The sequence below is a fragment of the Streptomyces sp. NPDC025784 genome (assembly GCF_055558435.1).
In genome coordinates this window covers 100972-119029 of record NZ_JBVHMN010000003.1, presented here as the reverse complement: position 1 = coordinate 119029, position 18058 = coordinate 100972, and the positions used below count along the sequence as shown (strand labels likewise).

At 71.0% G+C, this 18058-nt stretch carries 16 protein-coding genes and 1 pseudogene; 8 read left to right on the top strand and 9 right to left on the bottom strand.

From position 1 onward, the window contains the following. Window positions 1–64 precede the first annotated feature (64 nt). From ACZ4IF_RS10075 to ACZ4IF_RS10050, 6 genes and pseudogenes are all read left to right on the top strand, one after another. A complete protein-coding gene (locus ACZ4IF_RS10075) occupies window positions 65–805 on the top strand; it encodes a response regulator transcription factor (RefSeq protein WP_179332490.1) in 741 nt (246 codons plus the stop codon). Continuing rightward, on the top strand, window positions 802–2400 hold the full coding sequence (locus tag ACZ4IF_RS10070) for a sensor histidine kinase (protein ID WP_467561289.1): 1599 nt from the start codon (window positions 802–804) through the stop codon (window positions 2398–2400). Before ACZ4IF_RS10075 ends, ACZ4IF_RS10070 begins: the two co-directional genes overlap by 4 nt. A 14-nt stretch (window positions 2401–2414) precedes the next feature. Next, window positions 2415–3905 (top strand): bifunctional glycosyltransferase family 2/GtrA family protein, encoded by a 1491-nt coding sequence (locus ACZ4IF_RS10065; protein WP_467561287.1) that lies wholly within the window; start codon window positions 2415–2417, stop codon window positions 3903–3905. Beyond that, window positions 3902–6211, top strand: coding sequence for an ArnT family glycosyltransferase (locus tag ACZ4IF_RS10060; RefSeq protein WP_467561285.1), 2310 nt, complete (start codon window positions 3902–3904; stop codon window positions 6209–6211). The genes ACZ4IF_RS10065 and ACZ4IF_RS10060 overlap by 4 nt, the downstream gene beginning before the upstream one ends. A gap of 99 nt (window positions 6212–6310) precedes the next feature. Next, window positions 6311–7030, top strand: a pseudogene (locus ACZ4IF_RS10055) (MFS transporter); the annotation flags it as partial. 154 nt (window positions 7031–7184) lie between these two features. Continuing rightward, window positions 7185–7958 (top strand): TetR/AcrR family transcriptional regulator, encoded by a 774-nt coding sequence (locus tag ACZ4IF_RS10050; protein ID WP_467561283.1) that lies wholly within the window; start codon window positions 7185–7187, stop codon window positions 7956–7958. A 332-nt stretch (window positions 7959–8290) separates the two neighbouring features. Here ACZ4IF_RS10050 and ACZ4IF_RS10045 read toward each other — a convergent pair whose 3' ends face one another. Next, window positions 8291–8758 (bottom strand): PPOX class F420-dependent oxidoreductase, encoded by a 468-nt coding sequence (locus tag ACZ4IF_RS10045; protein WP_467561281.1) that lies wholly within the window; start codon window positions 8756–8758, stop codon window positions 8291–8293. A gap of 155 nt (window positions 8759–8913) precedes the next feature. Here ACZ4IF_RS10045 and ACZ4IF_RS10040 point away from each other — a divergent pair, with 155 nt between their 5' ends. After that, on the top strand, window positions 8914–9636 hold the full coding sequence (locus ACZ4IF_RS10040) for a GAF and ANTAR domain-containing protein (protein WP_467561279.1): 723 nt from the start codon (window positions 8914–8916) through the stop codon (window positions 9634–9636). Between the two features lie 15 nt (window positions 9637–9651). Here the strand turns inward: ACZ4IF_RS10040 and ACZ4IF_RS10035 are convergent, their stop codons facing one another. The 3 genes from ACZ4IF_RS10035 to ACZ4IF_RS10025 form a co-directional block, all read right to left on the bottom strand. Then, window positions 9652–10473 carry a YceI family protein gene (locus ACZ4IF_RS10035; protein WP_467561277.1) on the bottom strand — a complete coding sequence of 274 codons (822 nt, stop codon included), beginning with the start codon at window positions 10471–10473 and terminating at the stop codon, window positions 9652–9654. Between the two features lie 91 nt (window positions 10474–10564). Next, on the bottom strand, window positions 10565–13036 hold the full coding sequence (locus tag ACZ4IF_RS10030) for an MFS transporter (protein ID WP_467561768.1): 2472 nt from the start codon (window positions 13034–13036) through the stop codon (window positions 10565–10567). Between the two features lie 93 nt (window positions 13037–13129). Then, window positions 13130–13627 (bottom strand): MarR family winged helix-turn-helix transcriptional regulator, encoded by a 498-nt coding sequence (locus tag ACZ4IF_RS10025; RefSeq protein WP_028804494.1) that lies wholly within the window; start codon window positions 13625–13627, stop codon window positions 13130–13132. Between the two features lie 301 nt (window positions 13628–13928). Between ACZ4IF_RS10025 and ACZ4IF_RS10020 the strand changes: the two genes are divergently transcribed. Beyond that, window positions 13929–14126, top strand: coding sequence for a hypothetical protein (locus ACZ4IF_RS10020; RefSeq protein ID WP_028804495.1), 198 nt, complete (start codon window positions 13929–13931; stop codon window positions 14124–14126). Between the two features lie 100 nt (window positions 14127–14226). On the opposite strand, the gene ACZ4IF_RS10015 is transcribed toward ACZ4IF_RS10020, so the two are convergent. The 5 genes from ACZ4IF_RS10015 to ACZ4IF_RS09995 all read right to left on the bottom strand — a co-directional run bounded on the left by ACZ4IF_RS10015 (window position 14227) and on the right by ACZ4IF_RS09995 (window position 17802). After that, complete coding sequence (locus tag ACZ4IF_RS10015; RefSeq protein WP_467561275.1) at window positions 14227–15003, bottom strand: hypothetical protein; 777 nt, start codon at window positions 15001–15003, stop codon at window positions 14227–14229. A gap of 50 nt (window positions 15004–15053) precedes the next feature. Then, window positions 15054–15941, bottom strand: a complete 888-nt coding sequence (locus ACZ4IF_RS10010) for an RNA polymerase sigma factor SigF (protein ID WP_467561273.1) — start codon at window positions 15939–15941, stop codon at window positions 15054–15056. Window positions 15942–16185: 244 nt separating this feature from the next. After that, a complete protein-coding gene (locus tag ACZ4IF_RS10005) occupies window positions 16186–17091 on the bottom strand; it encodes an RNA polymerase sigma factor SigF (protein ID WP_467561271.1) in 906 nt (301 codons plus the stop codon). Window positions 17092–17276: 185 nt separating this feature from the next. After that, window positions 17277–17570: a Dabb family protein gene (locus ACZ4IF_RS10000; protein WP_095935328.1), complete on the bottom strand. Its 294-nt coding sequence runs from the start codon at window positions 17568–17570 to the stop codon at window positions 17277–17279. Window positions 17571–17622: 52 nt separating this feature from the next. After that, on the bottom strand, window positions 17623–17802 hold the full coding sequence (locus ACZ4IF_RS09995; protein ID WP_028804500.1) for a hypothetical protein: 180 nt from the start codon (window positions 17800–17802) through the stop codon (window positions 17623–17625). Between the last annotated feature and the right edge of the window lie 256 nt (window positions 17803–18058).

Genomic DNA, 18058 nt, shown 5'->3' with positions numbered 1-18058 from the left:
TTTCTCAGACAAATCACAGGTTCCCGAAAGGATGCTCTCAGCGGCCCCCAGCAAGGTGTCCGCTATGACCACGACCTCGCCCCAGGGGCGCACCGAACTGCTGAGGCCGGACGGGAGCCCCGTCCGAGTGCTTGTGGTGGACGACGAGTTGTCGATCACCGAGCTGCTGTCCATGGCCCTGCGCTACGAAGGCTGGCAGATCCGCAGCGCGGGCGACGGACAGGGTGCGGTGCAGACCGCGCGCGAGTTCCGGCCCGACGCCGTCGTCCTCGACATGATGCTGCCCGACATGGACGGACTGGCCGTCCTGGGCCGGCTGCGCCGCGAACTGCCCGACGTGCCGGTGCTGTTCCTCACCGCGAAGGACGCGGTCGAGGACCGCATCGCGGGCCTGACCGCCGGCGGGGACGACTACGTCACCAAGCCGTTCAGCCTCGAAGAGGTCGTGGCGCGGCTGCGCGGACTGATCCGCCGCTCCGGCGCGGCCGACCGCCGCTCCGACTCCGTGCTGGTGGTCGGCGACCTCACCCTGGACGAGGACAGCCACGAGGTGTCGCGGGCGGGCGAGAACATCCACCTCACCGCGACCGAGTTCGAACTGCTCCGCTTCCTCATGCGCAATCCGCGCCGGGTGCTCAGCAAGGCGCAGATCCTCGACCGGGTGTGGTCCTACGACTTCGGCGGCCAGGCCAACGTGGTCGAGCTCTACATCTCCTACCTGCGGCGCAAGATAGACGCGGGCCGCGAGCCGATGATCCACACCCGGCGCGGTGCCGGCTATCTGATCAAGCCCGCCGCGTCATGAGCGGACGACGACGGCCGCGTACGCAGAAGAGGCGAGGACAGCCGCGCACCCTGCGGACGCGGCTCGTCGTCGCGTCCGTGACGCTGATCGCCGTCGTGTGCGCGGTCATCGGCACCGTCACCACGATCGCGCTGCGCTCGCACCTGTACGACCAGCTGGACGACCAGCTGAGGGAGACGGCGATGCGGGCAGCCGGAGGCCCGGCCGACGGAAACATGCCCGGGCGCCTCCCGGACGACGTGATCAAGAACCCCCTCGACTTCGTGACCCGCGGCCCTCAGGGCCTGTACACCATCGGTGCGATCGTCGAGAACGGCACCGTCACGCAGGGGATCGTCAGCAAGCCGAAGAAGGTCAACGGGGTCAAGCAGACCAACCCGGTCCCGCTCGACGAGAGTCAACTGGCCGTTCTCGCGGCTGTCACGAAAGACAGGCGCCCCCACACCGTGGACGTCCCCGGCCTGGGCGAGTACCGCGTGCAGTACCAGGACGGCAGGAACGGCGAGTTCTACGTCGCCGTCCCGACCAGCGACGTCACCGGCACCCTCACCACGCTGATCTACGTCGAGATCAGCGTCACCGGTGCCGGTCTGGTGGCCGCCTCCCTCGCCGGTGCCGCCATCGTCACCCTCGCCCTGCGTCCCCTGCGCAAGGTCGCCGCCACCGCCACCCGCGTCTCCGAACTCCCCCTGCACAGCGGCGAGGTCAACCTCAGCGAACGTGTCCCGGAGTCCGAGACCGACCCGCACACCGAGGTCGGCCAGGTCGGTGCCGCGCTCAACCGGATGCTCGACCATGTGCACGGCGCCCTGCACGCCCGCCAGCAGAGCGAGACGCGGGTACGGCAGTTCGTCGCGGACGCGAGCCATGAGCTGCGCACCCCCCTCGCCTCCATCCGGGGCTACGCCGAACTGACCCGGCGCGGCCGGGAGCAGGTCGGGCCCGACACGCGGCACGCGCTCGGCCGGATCGAATCCGAGGCGGGCCGGATGACGCTGCTCGTCGAGGACCTCCTGCTGCTCGCCCGCCTGGACGCGGGCCGCCCCCTCCAGTTCGAGCACACCGACCTCGTCCCGCTCGTGGTGGACACCATCAGCGACTCGCGCGCGGCCGGCATGGACCACAACTGGCGACTCGACCTGCCCGACGAACCGGCCCTGGTGGCCGCGGACGCGGCACGCATCCAGCAGGTGCTGGTCAACCTGCTGGGCAACGCCCGCAAGCACACCCCGCCGGGTACGACGGTCACGGCCCGCGTCCAGCGGCGCGGACCGTGGATGTGCATCGACGTCGAGGACAACGGCCAGGGCATCTCGTCCGAACTGCTGCCGCACGTCTTCGAACGGTTCGCGCGCGGGGACTCCGCGCGGTCCCGGGCCACCGGATCCACCGGTCTGGGGCTCGCCATCGTGCAGGCGGTCGCGACCGCGCACGGCGGTGCCGTGACCGTCGACAGCGTGCCCGGCAGGACCGTGTTCACGCTGCATCTGCCCGCGCTCGGCCCCGCCGTGCCGCGGCCCGCCCCCGAAGCGGCGTGGTCATCGCACTCACAGGCACAGCACAGCACCACCACATGGGCGCAACAGGGCGCTTGACGAGAGTCGTTCGCATGCGAACCGACCCTTCTCCCGGCAATCTGCCGGCGCGGGAGCACCTCCCGGCCACAGACGCCGGTACGCCTGTCCTGGACGTAGTGATCCCCGTCTACAACGAGGAGAAGGACCTCCAGCCATGTGTGCTCAGACTGCACGAGCACCTGGAGCGCACGTTCCCGTACGCGTTCCGCATCACGGTGGCGGACAACGCGTCCACGGACAGCACCCCCCGGGTGGCCGAGCGGCTGGCGGCGGAGATCCCCGAGGTCCGGTCCTTCCGCCTGGAGCAGAAGGGCCGCGGCCGGGCGCTGCGGGCCGTCTGGTCGGCGTCGGACGCGCCGGTCCTCGCCTACATGGACGTGGACCTGTCCACCGACCTCAACGCCCTGCTGCCGCTGGTCGCGCCGCTGATCTCCGGTCACTCGGACCTGGCGATCGGCTCCCGGCTGTCGCGGAGCTCCCGGGTGGTGCGCGGCGCCAAGCGGGAGTTCATCAGCCGCTCGTACAACCTGATCCTGCGCGGTTCGCTGCAGGCCCGCTTCTCGGACGCGCAGTGCGGCTTCAAGGCGATCCGCCGTGATGTCGCACGGGCGCTGCTGCCGCTGGTCGAGGACACCGGATGGTTCTTCGACACGGAGATGCTGGTGCTCGCCGAGCGGGCCGGACTGCGCATCCACGAGGTGCCCGTCGACTGGGTCGACGACCCGGACTCGACCGTGCACATCGTGAAGACCGCGACCGAGGACCTCAAGGGGGTGTGGCGGGTGGGACGCGCCCTCGCCACCGGTTCTCTGCCGCTCGACCGGCTCGCCCGGCCCTTCGGGGACGACCCGCGCGACCGGGACCTCACCGACGTGCCGGGCGGCCTGGCTCGCCAGCTCGTCGGGTTCTGCGTCGTCGGCGGCCTGTCCACCCTGTTCTACCTGCTGCTCTACAGCGCCTTCCGCTCCTTCTCCGGGGCACAGATCGCCAACGCGCTGGCCCTGCTCGTCTCCGCGGTCGCCAACACGGCCGCCAACCGGCGACTGACCTTCGGGGTGCGCGGCCGGGGCGGTGCCGTCCGCCACCAGGCGCAGGGCCTGGTCGTCTTCGGTATCGGCCTCGTCCTCACCAGCGGCTCCCTCGCCGCGCTGAAGGCGGCGAGCAGCGACCCCTCGCACTCCACCGAGCTGGCCGTACTGATCGCCGCCAACCTCGCGGCGACCGTGCTGCGGTTCCTGCTCTTCCGGGCCTGGGTCTTCCCGGACCGGCGCGACGAGCGGACGTCGCACGTCGTGGCCTCGCACCGTCCGGCCGCCGCGTACGGCCCGGTGTCGCAGGTACCGGCCCCGCACGGCCCCGCTCCGCACGACCAAGCCCCGCACGACCAAGCCCCGCACGACCAAGCCCCGTACGACACGACCCAGTTCCGCGCCGGTGAGGCCGCGGACCGCACCTGGGGGGACTCGACCATGCAGTTGCAGGCGGTGCGCCCGCACGATCACGACCCGAGGAACGCACGATGACCACTCAGCCCGACACGACCCGTCCACAGGGTGTGAGTCCCTCGTGGGAGCCGCCCACGGCGACGGCCCCGCAGCAGCCGGGCCTGCCCGCCGGCGCTCCGCCTCCCGCTCCCGGCCCGGGCTTCGCCTCCGGCTCCGGCTCGGGTGAGCCCCGGCAGCCGTTCCACCGTCGCCTCTGGCGCGGCCGGCCCGAGGACCCGCGCTGGGTGCGACCCGCCCTCCTCGGCCTGCTGGCCGCCACCGCGCTCCTCTACCTGTACAACCTGAGCGCCTCCGGATACGCCAACTCGTTCTACTCCGCGGCCGTGCAGGCCGGCAGCCAGAGCTGGAAGGCCTTCTTCTTCGGCTCGCTCGACTCCGCCAACGCCATCACCGTCGACAAGCCCCCGGCCTCGCTGTGGCCGATGGCCCTGTCGGTCCGGATCTTCGGCCTCAGCTCCTGGGCGATCCTCGTGCCCGAGGTCCTCATGGGCGTGGCCACGGTCGGCGTCCTCTACGCGGCCGTGCGCCGTCGCTTCAGCCCGGCCGCCGGCCTGATCGCGGGCGCGGTGCTCGCGCTCACTCCCGTCGCCGCGCTGATGTTCCGGTTCAACAACCCGGACGCGATGCTCGCGCTGCTCATGACCGTCACCGTCTACTGCGTCATCCGCGGTCTCGAGGACGGCCGGACCAAGTGGCTGGTGTGGGCGGGTGCCGCGGTCGGCCTCGCCTTCCTCGTCAAGACCCTCCAGGCCTTCCTGATCCTGCCGCCGCTCGCGCTGGTGTACGCGGTCTGCGCACCCGTCTCCCTGAAGAAGCGGTTCGGGCAGCTCGGTCTGTCCGCGCTCGCCATGGTCGTCTCCGGCGGCTGGTGGGTCGCGATCGTGGAGCTGTGGCCCGCGTCCTCGCGCCCGTACATCGGCGGCTCGCAGAACAACTCCTTCCTGGAGCTGACCTTCGGCTACAACGGCCTCGGCCGTATCAACGGCGACGAGACCGGCAGCGTCGGCGGTGGTGGCGGAGGCGGCGGGACCGGTCAGTGGGGCGAGACCGGCTGGAACCGGATGTTCAACTCCGAGATCGGCGGCCAGATCTCCTGGCTGCTGCCCGCCGCGCTGATCCTGCTGGTCGCCGGGCTCGTGCTCACCCGCTCCCGGTTCCGTCCGGGCGAGAGGACCGCCGCCCGCGCCGGGCGGACCGACCTGGCCCGCGGGTCGTTCCTCGCCTGGGGCGGCGCGCTGCTGATGACCGCGGTCGTCTTCAGCTACATGGCCGGCATCTTCCACCAGTACTACACGGTGGCCCTCGCCCCCTACATCGCCGCCGTCGTCGGCATGGGCGCGACGGTCCTGTGGGAGGAGCGGTCCAGGATCTGGGCCTCGCTCAGCCTGGCCGGCGCGGTCACCTCGACCGCCGCCTGGGGGTACGTCCTCCTCAACCGCACGCCCGACTACCTGCCCTGGCTCAAGTGGCTGGTCCTGGTCGGCGGACTGGCCGGTGCGCTCGGCCTGATCTTCGTCACCCGGATCGGACGCCCGCTCGCCCTCGCGGCGGTGGGGCTGAGCGTGCTGGCCTCGGTCGCGGGTCCGACCGCGTACACGCTCTCCACGGTGGACACCGGGCACACCGGTTCCATCGTGACGGCCGGTCCCGCCGGCGCGAGCATGATGGGCGGTCCCGGTGGCGGCCGTGGCGGCGGTGGCATGCGGGGCGGCTTCGGTGGCGGCATGCCGGGTCGGAACCAGCAGAACGGGAACGGCAACACCCAGCAGGGCGGCGGTACGGGACAGCCTCCGGCCGGCGGCTTCCCCGGCGGCGGCATGCCGGGCCAGAACGGCAACGGCACCACCCAGAACGGCAACGGCGCAGGCGGTCAGGGGCAGAACCAGCAGGGCGGTCCCGGCGCGGGCGGCATGGTCCGGGGCGAGGGCCCGACGGGCGCAGGCGGCGGTGCCGGCGGGCTGCTGAACGGCGCGAACGTCAGCTCCGCGGCCAAGAAGCTGCTGGAGAAGAACGCGGACGACTACACCTGGGCCGCCGCGGCCATCGGCTCCCAGAACTCCGCCAGCTACCAGCTCGCGACCGGCAGGCCCGTGATGGCCATCGGCGGCTTCAACGGCACCGATCCGTCTCCGACCCTGGCCCAGTTCAAGAAGTACGTGGCGGCAGGGAAGATCCACTACTTCATCTCCGGCGGTGGCATGGGTGGCGGAACGGGCGGTGGCTCCGGCTCGTCGTCCCAGATCAGCTCCTGGGTCACGGCCAACTTCAAGAAGGTGACGGTGGGGTCCGCGACGTTCTACGACCTGACGCAGCGGAACGGCTGATCGCGGGCCGATTGCGGGGGTCGGGCGGTGGCCCGGGGTGGTTCTGCTCCGGGCCACCGGTCTGGTTGGGGGGCTTTCCAGTGGGGCGGAGCGGTCGGCCCCATGCTCGACCTGCACTTCTTCCGGGACCGGCGCTTCACCGGCGCCGTCGCGGGCGCCGTGCTCATCACCTTCGGCATGGGCGGTGCGCTGTTCCTGCTCACGCAGCACCTCCAGTTCGTCCTCGGGTACGGGCCGTTGGAGGCCGGACTGCGGACGGCTCCGCTCGCGCTGTCCGTCGTCGCGCTGAACTTCACCGGGCTCTCCGCGAAGTGGACGGCCCGGCTCGGCACGCCCCTGTCCATCGCGCTCGGCATGGTGCTGATGTCGGGCGGACTCGTGTCCATCGCGACGCTCGCCGGGCACGGCTACGGCGGCACGCTGCTCGGGCTGCTGCTCATCGGCGCGGGCTGTGCGGTGGCCAACCCCGCCATGGCGCACGCGATCATGAGCGCGATCCCGCGGGAGAAGGCGGGCGTCGGCGCCGGGATCAACGGCACGCTCGCCGAGTTCGGCAACGGGCTGGGGGTGGCGGTGCTCGGCGCGATCCTCAACTCGCGGTTCGCGGCGCTGATTCCGGTCGCGGCCACGTCGCTGCCGGCCGCGCTGGCCTCGGCGGGCTCGGGGGACGAGCGGGAGCGGATCACGGACGCGTTCTCGTCGGGTCTGGAGACCAGCCAGTTGGTCGGTGCGGTGGCGGTGCTTCTCGGCGGACTCCTCGCGGCCGCGTTGCTGCGGCGGGCGGAGAGGGCAGACTCCGCGGTGGCGGTCTCCGCGTAGCGTCTTCACGCGCTGCTGTTCGCGAGGTGCTCTTCGCGTGGCGCTGCCCGGTCTCCGTAGCGGTTTCTCCGAAACACGCGCTTAGCATCATGTGGGAGGGCGGACCGGGGAATTCCGGACCGTCCCGCGGTACGAGCTCCGAGGAAGGTGCGCCATGGTGAGGGCAGCCGACCGGGCCAAGCGTCCGGCGCGGACCAGTGTCTGGCTGGAGGGCAAGGCGTCCCGGGGCGGGTCGGCCCGCGGCGGTGGCCAGCCGTCGGGGCTCGACCGGCAGCGGATCACCGAGGCCACGGTGCGGCTGCTGGACGCGGAGGGGCTGGCGAAGTTCTCCATGCGGCGGCTGGCGGCGGAGCTGAACGTCACCGCGATGTCCGTGTACTGGTACGTCGACACCAAGGACGACCTGCTCGAACTCGCCCTCGACGCCGTCTTCGGTGAACTGGGGCTGCCGGACCCGGAGTCGGGCGAGGACTGGCGGGAGCAACTGCGCGCGCTCGCGGTCGGGTACCGGGCGCTGCTGGTACGCCATCCCTGGGTGTCGCCGCTCATCGGAAACTTCCTGAACATCGGGCCGTGCTCGATGTCCTTCTCGCTCTGTGTGCAGCAGGTGGTCCGCAACACCGGGCTGCCGCCGCACGGGCAGATGGGGGCGCTCTCGGCCGTCTTCCAGTTCGTCTACGGCTTCGGCACGATCGAGGGGCACTTCGTCCAGCGCTGCGCCTCGGCGGGGATGTCGCAGGACGAGTACTTCCGGCAGGCCATGAGCACGATCAGCGAACAGCCGCAGTTCGCCGCCAACCTCGCGAGCGCCGCCGATCTCATGGAGGCGCGGGGCGGTGACACGGTCGAGGAGATGCGCGAGCGGGACTTCACGTTCGCGCTGGAGATGCTGGTCGCCGGGATCGAGACGATGGTCGCCCGGGGCTGACCGGGTCGTTGCGCTGTCCGTCCGGTGGGTGGGTCGGGTCCGTGCCGGTGATCCGCCCGTTGCAGCCCCTGTGCGGAGCGGCGCTGGTAGGACCTCGGTGGGTGCGTGGCGTCGTCCGCAACGGGCATGTGATTCACCGGCACGGACCCTTCGGTGGGACAGCGGCTGCGGGTGCGTTCGTCGCGGGTTCCCGCACACCTCCGGGGCCGGGGGGCACTGTTCAGCCCGTCCGGCGTTTGAGGACGAGGCCGTTCCGGCCGATCGGGGGTCCGGGGGCGGAGCCCCCGGGGTGCTGGGTCGGGTAGGGGCGGAGGGGGCGAAGGAACCCGGGGTCAGTCCTGGGACAGGCGTGCGGGGAAACCGCCCGTCGCCACCGGCCCCCAGCGCGTGGGGGTGACGCGAATGATCGACTTGCCCTGCTTCCGCATCGCCGCGCGGTACTCGTCCCAGTCCGGATGCTCCCCCGCGATGTTGCGGTAGTACTCGACGAGAGGCTCGACGGAGTCGGGGGAGTCGATCACCTCGGCCGTACCGTCGACCTGGACCCAGGGACCGTTCCAGTCGTCGCTCAGAATGATCAGGCTGACGCGCTCGTCGCGCTTGGCGTTGCGGGTCTTGGCCCGCTCCGGGTAGGTCGACACGACGATACGGCCCGAGTCGTCGACACCACAGGTCAGCGGCGAGCCCTGCGGGCTTCCGTCGGCACGGCGGGTGAGCAGGATGGCGCGGTGCCGGGGACGCACGAAGTCCAGCAAGTCGTCCCGGGAGACAGCGGTGTTCGTCGCGATGTTGGGAGCCATGCGGACAGCCTACGGCGCGGACGCGGACGGCGGCCGTGGCGGCCTCCCGGCGGGTCGCGCCCAGCCGCGTCGGAACGGCTAAAGTGCTGCTCGTCCTGTGCTCGCAGTCAGGAATGTGCTGCGGAGCTCTCCTGCGCACGGCCGTTCGGCCGTGCATGCCGAAGAGGTTCGTGGTGACTGCGTCCGAGTTTTCTGAATTGTCCCGTTTTGCGGCGGGTGTTGAGCTGGCCGAAGCCCTGACGGCGGCCGCTCAGCGACTGCACGAGACGCCGAGCCCCCACGGCACCCTGCGCACCGCGGCCCGGCTCGCCGTGCACCTGCTGCCCGGCGCCGAGCACGCCGGGATCTCGGTCATCGAACGCGACACGCACCGGACCCTCGTGTGGACCGACGAGGTCGTGCGTCTGGCCGACTCCCTGAACACGGGCCGGCAGGACCATCCGTACTGGAGCCGACTGTGGACCGCGCCCGTCGCCAGCATCGAGGACAGCGCGTCCGCGGACGGCGAGCTCGGGCTGTCCGGTCTCGGGCTGCGCTCGGTGCTGTCGCTGCGGCTGCGCGCCGACCGGCGCCGGATCACCGTACTGACGGCGTACGCGCGCAAGCCGCGGGCCTTCGACGACTCGGCCACCCGGATCGGCCGGCTGTTCACCGCACACGTCAGCATCGCCCTGGAGTCGGCGACGGTGCGCGAACAGCTCACCGAGGCCATGCGTACCCGCGACCTGATCGGGCAGGCCACGGGCATCCTCATGGAGCGCCTCGACACCGACGCGGCGGAGGCCTTCGACAGTCTGGTGCGGATATCCCAGCGGGAGAACGTCAAGCTGCGCGAACTGGCCCGGCGGATCGTCGACGCGGGCCGGGGCGACGCGTGAGCCGGGCCCGGCGGCTCACGCGGCCGGCAGCGACTCGCCCTGGACCGCCTGGATGTCCAGCTCCACCTTGAGCGTCGTACCGATCGCCGAGATGCCCGCCTGGACCACCTGGTTGTAGTTCATGGCGAAGTCCTCCCGGTGGAGCTCGGCGGTGGCCCGGAAGGCGGCGCGTGTGCCGCCCCACGGGTCGGCTCCCGTTCCGAGGTAGGCGAGGTCGAGGTCGACCGGGCGGACGACGCCGTGCATGGTGAGCCGGCCGTGCACCGTCCAGTGGTCGGAGCCGGCGGGGCTCACCCCCACCGACCGGTAGGTGATCACCGGGTACTGCTCGACGTCGAGGAAGTCCGGCGACCTGAGGTGCCCGTCGCGCATGCCGTTGCCGGTGTCGATCGAGGCGGCGGAGATCGTCGCCTCGACCCGGGACTTGGCCACGTGGTCGGGCGCGATCTCGATCGTTCCGGAGAAGTCGGTGAAGCGGCCGTGGACGCTGGAGATCCCGAGGTGCTGGGCCACCGCGCCGACGGAGGAGTGGGCCGGGTCGATGGTCCAGGGGCCGGGCGGCGGGAGTTCGGTGCCGCCCTGCCGGGCGAGGGTGACCTGACCGATCTCGGCACGGCCGCTCGCCGTGACGATGGCGCTGGACGCGGCGGGCGCGTATCCGACCGCGGTGACGATCACCGTGTAGGCGCCGGGGGCCAGGGCGGTGGTGTCCTGAACGGCCCCGTCCGCGTCGGCCTCGGCCCGCACCACCTGGCTGCCCGTCGTGTCGGTCACCGTGACGACCGCGTGCGACACGGCCCATCCGTCCCGCGTACGGATCTTCGCGGTCAGTCCCATGGTCAAACTCCTTGCGATGCAGCAATGAGACCGGCCCGTGGGGGCGCACCTCCGCTCAGAGTGCGCGCGTCCCCACGGGCCGGGGTTCGAACTACTCGCCGGGGTGGGCGAGTTCGATGGTGTGGTCGTCGACGCCGGAGCCGTTGACGGTCAGCGCCGTGGCCACCGGCGGGTAGCCCGTGGCGATGACGGTGTACTCGCCGCCGTCCAGGTCGGTGAAGGCGTACGCGCCGTCCGCACCGGTCCTGGCCGTGCCGACCACGTTGCCCGCCGCGTCCACCAGGGTCACGCGGGCGTCCGCGAGGGGACCGAACGGCGCCCGTACGACGCCCTGGACCTGGGCACCCGCGCTGAGCTCGACCTCGACCCGGGTGACCCCGGTGCCGCCGACCTCGACGGGCAGGGCCTGCGGACGGTGGCCCGCCGCGTTCACCGCGATGGTCACCGGACCCGGGACCAGCTCGGCGAAGGTGAACTCGCCCTGCTGACCGGTGGTGCCGGTGGCCAGCACGTCACCGCGCACGTCGGTCACGATGACCATGGCGTCCTTGACCGGGGTGCCGCTGTCGGCGGCCCGCACGACACCGCTCAGCCCGCTCGTGCCGCTCAGCAGGATGTCGTAGGCGACCGGCTCGTCGTTCACGACGACCGTCGAGGCCTGCGGCTGGAAGCCGTCGGCGGACGCGATCAGGACGTAGGAGCCGACACCGGGGGCGTCGAGCGCGTAGGAGCCGTCGAGCTGTGCGACCGAGCGGCCCAGCTGGCGTCCCGCGAGCGAGATCAGCGTGACGGCGGCCTGCGGGACGGGCGAGCTCTCCGCGCCGCGGACGTAGCCGCGGACCGGGATGCCGCCGGACGCGGGCAGCGGGGTGGACCCCTGCGTCGCGGTGGCGACGGCGGCGAGCCGCTGGGTGCCCTCGGGGGCGGTCTCCGCATCCGACCCGGCGACGGCCGCCGCCCAGCTCGGGATCTTCTCTGCGGGGGCCTCCGCGGCGGGCGCCGCAGCGGCGGCCGGGGCCTCGGAGGCCGGGGTGCCGGTCTGCTCGGCCGCGGCCTGGGCCAGTGCGCCCGAGGTCCGCAGCGGGACCTCCTTGATGAACAGCACGATCAGGAAGGCGATCAGCGCCATGCCCGCGGCGATCATGAAGACGTCCGCGATGCCGTGGCCGTACGCGCTCTCCATCACGGTGCGCAGCGGCCGGGGCAGCTTGTCCATGTCCGGGATGCTCGCGTCGGAGCCGGAACCGGCCAGGGAGGCGTACTTCGGGCCGAGGTCGGTCAGGCCGTCCTTGACGTAGTCGGTGATCCGGTGGGCCATGATCGCGCCGAGCGCGGACACGCCGATCGCACCGCCGAGGGAACGGAAGAACGTCACCGTGGAGCTGGCCGCGCCGAGGTCGGCCGGCGTCACCTGGTTCTGCGTGGACAGCACCAGGTTCTGCATCATCATGCCGATGCCGAGACCCAGCAGCGCCATGAAGATCGCGATGTGCCAGTAGGTCGTGTCGTAGCGGATGGTGCCGAGCAGGCCGAGGCCCGCCGTGACCAGGAGGCCGCCGGAGACCAGCCAGACCTTCCACTTGCCGGTCTTGGTGATGATCTGGCCGGAGACCGTGGAGGAGACGAACAGGCCGCCGATCATCGGGATGGTCATGACGCCCGACATCGTCGGGGACTTGTCGCGGGCCAGCTGGAAGTACTGGCTGAAGAAGACCGTGCCGGTGAACATCGCGACACCCACGAAGAGGGACGCGAGGGAGGACAGGGTGATGGTGCGGTTGCGGAACAGCCGCAGCGGGATGATCGGCTCGCTGGCCTTCGACTCGACCAGGATGAACAGCAGGCCGAGGACGACCGCGCCGCCGACCATCGCGTAGGTCTGCCACGAGATCCAGTCGTACTTGTCACCGGCGAAGGTGACCCAGACCAGCAGCAGCGAGACCGCGGCGGAGATGAAGAACGCGCCGCTCCAGTCGACCTTGACCTCGCGCTTCACGACGGGCAGGTGCAGGGTCTTCTGGAGCACGATCAGCGCGATGACGGCGAAGGGCACACCGACGTAGAAGCACCAGCGCCAGCCGAGCCAGCTGGTGTCGGTGATGACACCGCCCAGCAGCGGGCCGCCGACGGTTGCGACGGCGAACGTGGCGCCGAGGTAGCCGGAGTAGCGGCCGCGCTCACGCGGGGAGATCATCGCGGCCATCACGATCTGCGCGAGGGCGGACAGACCGCCGACGCCGATGCCCTGGACGACACGGCAGGCGATGAGCATGCCGGCGTTCTGGGAGAGACCGGCCGCGGCCGAGCCCAGCACGTAGATGATCAGCGCTATCTGGACGAGCGCCTTCTTGCTGTACAGGTCGGCGAGCTTGCCCCACAGGGGTGTCGCCGCGGTCATGGACAGCAGGGCGGCCGTGACGACCCAGGTGTAGGCGGACTGGCCGCCGCCCAGGTCACCGATGATCTCGGGGAGTGCGTTGGAGACGATCGTCGACGACAGGATCGCGACGAACATGCCGAGCAGCAGCCCGGAGAGCGCCTCCATGATCTGCCGGTGCGTCATCGGAGCGCCGTCCGCGGCGCCTCCGTGCTTGGCGTGAGAGCCCCGCACACCGGTTGGTGTGGTCGTTGCCATGGGCTTCCTTTTCTTACGTACTTATGCGGGTGTACGGGTGGTCAGTTCTGTTGCGTCTGTCGCATGCGGGTGCGGAGGCCGCGGGGTGGCCCGGCAGTCGCCGAAGCTCTCGCGCAGCCGGCCCATGAGCTCGATGAGCAGTCCGACCTCGTGGTCGGACCAGTCGCTCAGCCGGTCGGCGAGGAGTCGCGACGTGCGCAGGGACAGCTCGTCGAGCTGCTCCTGGCCCGCGACGGTGAGGCGCAGGATGCGTGAGCGCTTGTCGGCCGGGTCGGGGAACCGTTCGATCCAGCCCCGGTCGGCGACGTGCGCGACATGGCGGCTGGTCACCGACATGTCCACGGAGAGAAGCTCCGCGAGCCGGCTCATCCGCATCTCGCCGTAACGCCCGAGCAGGGTGAGCACGGCGGCGGACCCCCCTGGGCAGTCGGGCGGCAGGATGCGGCCCATGTCCCTTTTCACGGCACCGATGGCGCTGAGCTGACGAGCCAACTCCTCGTACTGCTCCTGCTCGGCCATCGCACCTCCCGTATTCGTTGCTTAGGGCAACCATAAGAAGGTTGGTTGCCGCAGGCAAACTAAATCGGGGTCGCCGGGATAAAAACTTGGCAAAGGCAAGTATTGGCGAACGTAAACCCGCAGGTGGGGCCGGGTGCCCTCCTTCGGCCCCGCTGTGAGCCCCACCGGCGGCCCGCCGGGCCGTTCCGGCGGAACAGGGGCGGACGGGGCGGGCGGCAGCCGGGCCGGGAAGCACGTCACGCGCCATGAAGGGGAACCCGGCACTTGGGCGGGCCCCGCGTATTCGCTAGGGTCCTGGCTCATGGCTAACACCCAGGGCCCCGAGGGCAACTACGACCCCGCGGGCAGCACCCAGATGTTCCGCGCCTTCGTCGACGAGGCCCCCCAGGGCCGGCAGCAGCAGGCGGCCGCTCCGGCGGGTCCCCGCGTCGGTCTGATCGTCGGCGTCGTCCTCGCCGTGGTGGTCGTGGCCGCCGTGGCCTGGCTCGCGCTCAAGTAGTCCGGCCGACAGCCGTCCCGGGCCGGACGGACGGCCCGGGGAGGGCCGCGCAACGGCCCGGGTGCGCCCTCGCGTCCCTGACGGCCGGGCCCGCCTCGGCCTACTTCCAGTGGACGGACACGTCCTGCGTCTCGATGTGCATGCCCAGGGGCACGCGCCAGGCGTCGACGCACACCGTCCACGTCTTGTCCTTCTTCGTGCCGGCGGCGATCGGCGCGGGGAGGTCCTCGGACGACTCGATCGTCGCCCAGTCGATCCCGAGTGCCCCGATGATGTGCGTACCGAAGGTCACCGTGCCCGAACGCACCGCTGTCCCACCGGTGTTGCGGAAGGAGACGGTCACCTTCTCGCACCACCGCTGATCGGTGGCCTCGCGCCTGGGAGCGCCCACGGCGAGCGCCGCGGGCCCGGCGGGCGTCGCGGACGATCCGGACGGGGGCGTGGCGGGCGATGACGGGCCGTGGCTCGCAGTCCCGCCCGAACCCGTGCCCGTACGGCCGGATCCGCCGGTCCCGGACGACGGGGCCGAGGTGCTCCCGGAGTCACCGGGGTCGGCGGCGGGGTCCGGAAGCGTGCCGGACGAGCCCGAGCCCGGGGCCGATGCCGTGGCGTCCGCTCCCCCGGACTCCGCACTCTGCTTGCGGCCGGGAGTCCCGGAATCCCCGGCCGCGCCGTCCAGCGGCATCAGCGACACGTCTCCCGTGGGGGCCGCGACGGCCCCGGACGCACCGGGCGTCCCCCCGGCGGCCCCTACGGCGACATATCCGTCACCGTCCCCGCCGCTCCCGCAGGCGGCCAGGACGGCACCCAGGCAGACCACGGTCGCCGAGGCGGCCACAAGGGCACCACGGCGACCGCGTATCGACTCTCGACGCATCGCGCCAGTGTGGCTGACGATCCGTCAATTATGAACCCTCGGTAGGTCGTTCAGTCCGAGATGAGGCCTTCGCGCAGCTGCGCCAGGGTCCTGGTCAGCAGTCGTGAGACGTGCATCTGCGAGATGCCGACCTCCTCGCCGATCTGCGACTGCGTCATGTTGGCGAAGAAGCGCAGCATGATGATCCGGCGCTCGCGGGGCGGCAGCTTGGCCAGCAGCGGCTTGAGCGACTCGCGGTACTCCACGCCCTCCAGAGCCGTGTCCTCGTAGCCGAGGCGGTCCGCGAGGGAGCCCTCGCCGCCGTCGTCCTCGGGGGCCGGCGAGTCGAGGGAGGAGGCGGTGTACGCGTTGCCGACGGCGAGGCCGTCGACCACGTCCTCCTCGGACACGCCCAGCACGGAGGCGAGTTCGGTGACGGTCGGGGAGCGGTCGAGCTTCTGCGACAGCTCGTCGCTGGCCTTGGTGAGGGCCAGGCGCAGCTCCTGGAGGCGGCGCGGGACGCGGACCGACCATGACGTGTCGCGGAAGAACCGCTTGATCTCGCCGACCACCGTGGGCATCGCGAACGTCGGGAACTCCACGCCGCGTTCGCAGTCGAAGCGGTCGATCGCCTTGATCAGGCCGATGGTGCCGACCTGGACGATGTCCTCCATCGGCTCGTTGCGGGAGCGGAAGCGGGCTGCCGCGTACCGCACGAGCGGGAGGTTGAGCTCGATGAGGGTGTCGCGGACGTAGGCGCGCTCGGGGCTGTTCTCGTCGAGCGCGGTCAGCCGCAGGAACAGGGAGCGGGACAGGGTGCGGGTGTCGATGGCTTCCGGGGCCGGGAGTGCCGTGACGGCTTCCGGGGCCTCGGCGGCAGGGACGTCGTGAAGCGCGTCGTGCGCTGCCTCGCTCTTCGTGAGCGTGAGCACCTTCGAGCTGCCCTGGTCTGCGGACATGCCACCCCCTTTGGGTCGCGGACGGTCGCGGCAGTCGCTCCCGTCGGAGGAACGCAGCCTCCACCTGAATACCGGAGGCGGGGCCGCGGCAAACGCGCTTCCGGCAGAATGTCACATGTCGGCAACACGCTGTAGTGACATGTCGACATGGGGAGGGTGAATAGGCCCTGGAAAGAGGGGGTCTGACGGTTTTTCAGCACGCAACCGTCGGGAAAGACGCCGTTGAGCGATTCGCTCCTGTCGGTTACGCCTCGATCCTGTTTGCGGATCGAAGACGCGCGAAGCTGCGGGCGAGCAGCCTTGACACATGCATCTGCGAGACACCCAGTTCGGCGCTGATCTGGGACTGGGTGAGGTTGCTGTAATAGCGCAGCAGCAGGATCCGCTGCTCGCGTTCGGGCAGTTGTACGAGCAGATGCCGTACGAGGTCGCGGTGTTCGACTCCGTCGAGCGCCGGGTCCTCGTAGCCGAGCCGGTCGAGCAGGCCCGGCATTCCGTCGCCCTCCTGGGCCGCTTCGAGGGAGGTGGCGTGGTACGAGCGCCCCGCCTCGATGCAGGAGAGCACCTCGTCCTCGGTGATGCGCAGCCGCTCCGCGATCTCGGCGGTCGTCGGCGAGCGGCCGAAGGCGGTCGTCAGGTCCTCCGTCGCGCTGTTCACCTGCACCCACAGCTCGTGCAGGCGGCGCGGTACGTGGACGGTGCGGACGTTGTCGCGGAAGTACCGCTTGATCTCGCCGACGACCGTCGGCATCGCGAAGGTCGGGAACTGCACGCCCCGGTCGGGGTCGAAGCGGTCGATCGCGTTGATCAGCCCGATGGTGCCGACCTGGACGACGTCCTCCATCGGCTCGTTGCGGGAGCGGAAACGGGCGGCCGCGTACCGCACGAGCGGGAGGTTCGCCTCGATGAGCGCGCCGCGTACGCGGTTGTGCTCCGGCGTACCCGGTTCCAGGGTCTTCAGCTGGCCGAAGAGGACCTGAGTGAGGGCGCGGGTGTCGGCGCCGCGGCGCCGTTCCGGCGTGACGTCCTGGGGTGGCGCCTGGGCCGGAGCCGAGGCCCCCTCCTGGGGCGGCGCAGTACTGGCCGACACAGTCAACGCCACCTCTTCATCCGTCAACTCATCCGTCAACTCTCCGTCAAAAGCGGTCATAGCATCACAAGACATGTGCACTGTGTGCAAGCACCGCATAACACCGTGTTGAGGGTGAGTTGAGGCGCGGTACGCGAAAGGCCCCCCGCCCGTTGCGGCGAGGGGCCGACGAGGTGGCGAGGGGGCCGAGGAGGAGGTGGAACGTGGGCGGAGCGCGGCCGGGGAGCCGTGGCCGCCGGGAGGGCTCAGAAGGGGTAGTCGGCGATCACCCAGGTCGCGAACTCACGCCACAGAGTGACACCCGCCTGGTGGGCAGGGTGCTCCAGGTAGCGCTTCAGGGCGTCGGTGTCCTCGACGGCGGAGTTGATCGCGAAGTCGTACGCGATGGGCCGGTCGGTGATGTTCCAGTCGCATTCCCAGAACCGGAGCTCGGGGATCTGGTCGCCGAGCGCGCGGAAAGCGGCGACACCCTCGACGACGCGCGGGTCGTCGCGCTCGACGCCCTCGTTGAGCTTGAAGAGGACCAGATGGCGGATCACGGGCACTCCCTGGTGGTGCGGTTCTGTGCGCCGCCCGCCGGACCGGTTCTTCTCAGTTCTTCGCCCCGTCGGCGATCCACGTCATGAAGTCGCCGATGGCCTGAGCGGCACTCGATATGCCCTCGAACCCTATCTGCACGTAGTCCGCGGCCTTGGCCGGATCGGTGATGATCACGTACAGGATGAAGACCACGAGCACATAGATGGCGATCTTCTTCGAGTTCACCGCCATCGCGGCCTCCCTGTGACTTCTGCGCCCGGTGGGCCCCCTGTTGCCGGCGGTGAGTGTAACCTTCACGCCGCTTTTAAGGACCAACGGCCCGCTGGTCCAGGTCTTTTGCCGGGCCCGTCCGGACACGCCGCGGCCCACGATGGAAGGACCCCGGCGGCTCGACCAGGAGTCCGCGGGGCCGGGACGGACTCCACTGCGGGGTCCCCGCCGCCGCTTCCCCGATGGCGCGGCGTGGACTTGCGGGTCCTCTCCGTCG

What these genes read in the sequence shown, in the direction of transcription:
- ACZ4IF_RS10005 (WP_467561271.1), bottom strand. Translation starts at nt 17,091, where the DNA reads ATGACCGCTTTTGACGGAGAGTTGACGGATGAGTTGACGGATGAAGAG.
- ACZ4IF_RS10030 (WP_467561768.1), bottom strand. Translation starts at nt 13,036, where the DNA reads ATGACGCACCGGCAGATCATGGAGGCGCTCTCCGGGCTGCTGCTCGGC.
- ACZ4IF_RS10065 (WP_467561287.1), top strand. Translation starts at nt 2,415, where the DNA reads ATGCGAACCGACCCTTCTCCCGGCAATCTGCCGGCGCGGGAGCACCTC.
- ACZ4IF_RS10060 (WP_467561285.1), top strand. Translation starts at nt 3,902, where the DNA reads ATGACCACTCAGCCCGACACGACCCGTCCACAGGGTGTGAGTCCCTCG.
- ACZ4IF_RS10050 (WP_467561283.1), top strand. Translation starts at nt 7,185, where the DNA reads ATGGTGAGGGCAGCCGACCGGGCCAAGCGTCCGGCGCGGACCAGTGTC.
- ACZ4IF_RS10035 (WP_467561277.1), bottom strand. Translation starts at nt 10,473, where the DNA reads ATGGGACTGACCGCGAAGATCCGTACGCGGGACGGATGGGCCGTGTCG.
- ACZ4IF_RS10025 (WP_028804494.1), bottom strand. Translation starts at nt 13,627, where the DNA reads ATGGCCGAGCAGGAGCAGTACGAGGAGTTGGCTCGTCAGCTCAGCGCC.
- ACZ4IF_RS10010 (WP_467561273.1), bottom strand. Translation starts at nt 15,941, where the DNA reads ATGTCCGCAGACCAGGGCAGCTCGAAGGTGCTCACGCTCACGAAGAGC.
- ACZ4IF_RS10075 (WP_179332490.1), top strand. Translation starts at nt 65, where the DNA reads ATGACCACGACCTCGCCCCAGGGGCGCACCGAACTGCTGAGGCCGGAC.
- ACZ4IF_RS10020 (WP_028804495.1), top strand. Translation starts at nt 13,929, where the DNA reads ATGGCTAACACCCAGGGCCCCGAGGGCAACTACGACCCCGCGGGCAGC.
- ACZ4IF_RS10040 (WP_467561279.1), top strand. Translation starts at nt 8,914, where the DNA reads ATGCCGAAGAGGTTCGTGGTGACTGCGTCCGAGTTTTCTGAATTGTCC.
- ACZ4IF_RS10015 (WP_467561275.1), bottom strand. Translation starts at nt 15,003, where the DNA reads ATGCGTCGAGAGTCGATACGCGGTCGCCGTGGTGCCCTTGTGGCCGCC.
- ACZ4IF_RS09995 (WP_028804500.1), bottom strand. Translation starts at nt 17,802, where the DNA reads ATGGCGGTGAACTCGAAGAAGATCGCCATCTATGTGCTCGTGGTCTTC.
- ACZ4IF_RS10070 (WP_467561289.1), top strand. Translation starts at nt 802, where the DNA reads ATGAGCGGACGACGACGGCCGCGTACGCAGAAGAGGCGAGGACAGCCG.
- ACZ4IF_RS10045 (WP_467561281.1), bottom strand. Translation starts at nt 8,758, where the DNA reads ATGGCTCCCAACATCGCGACGAACACCGCTGTCTCCCGGGACGACTTG.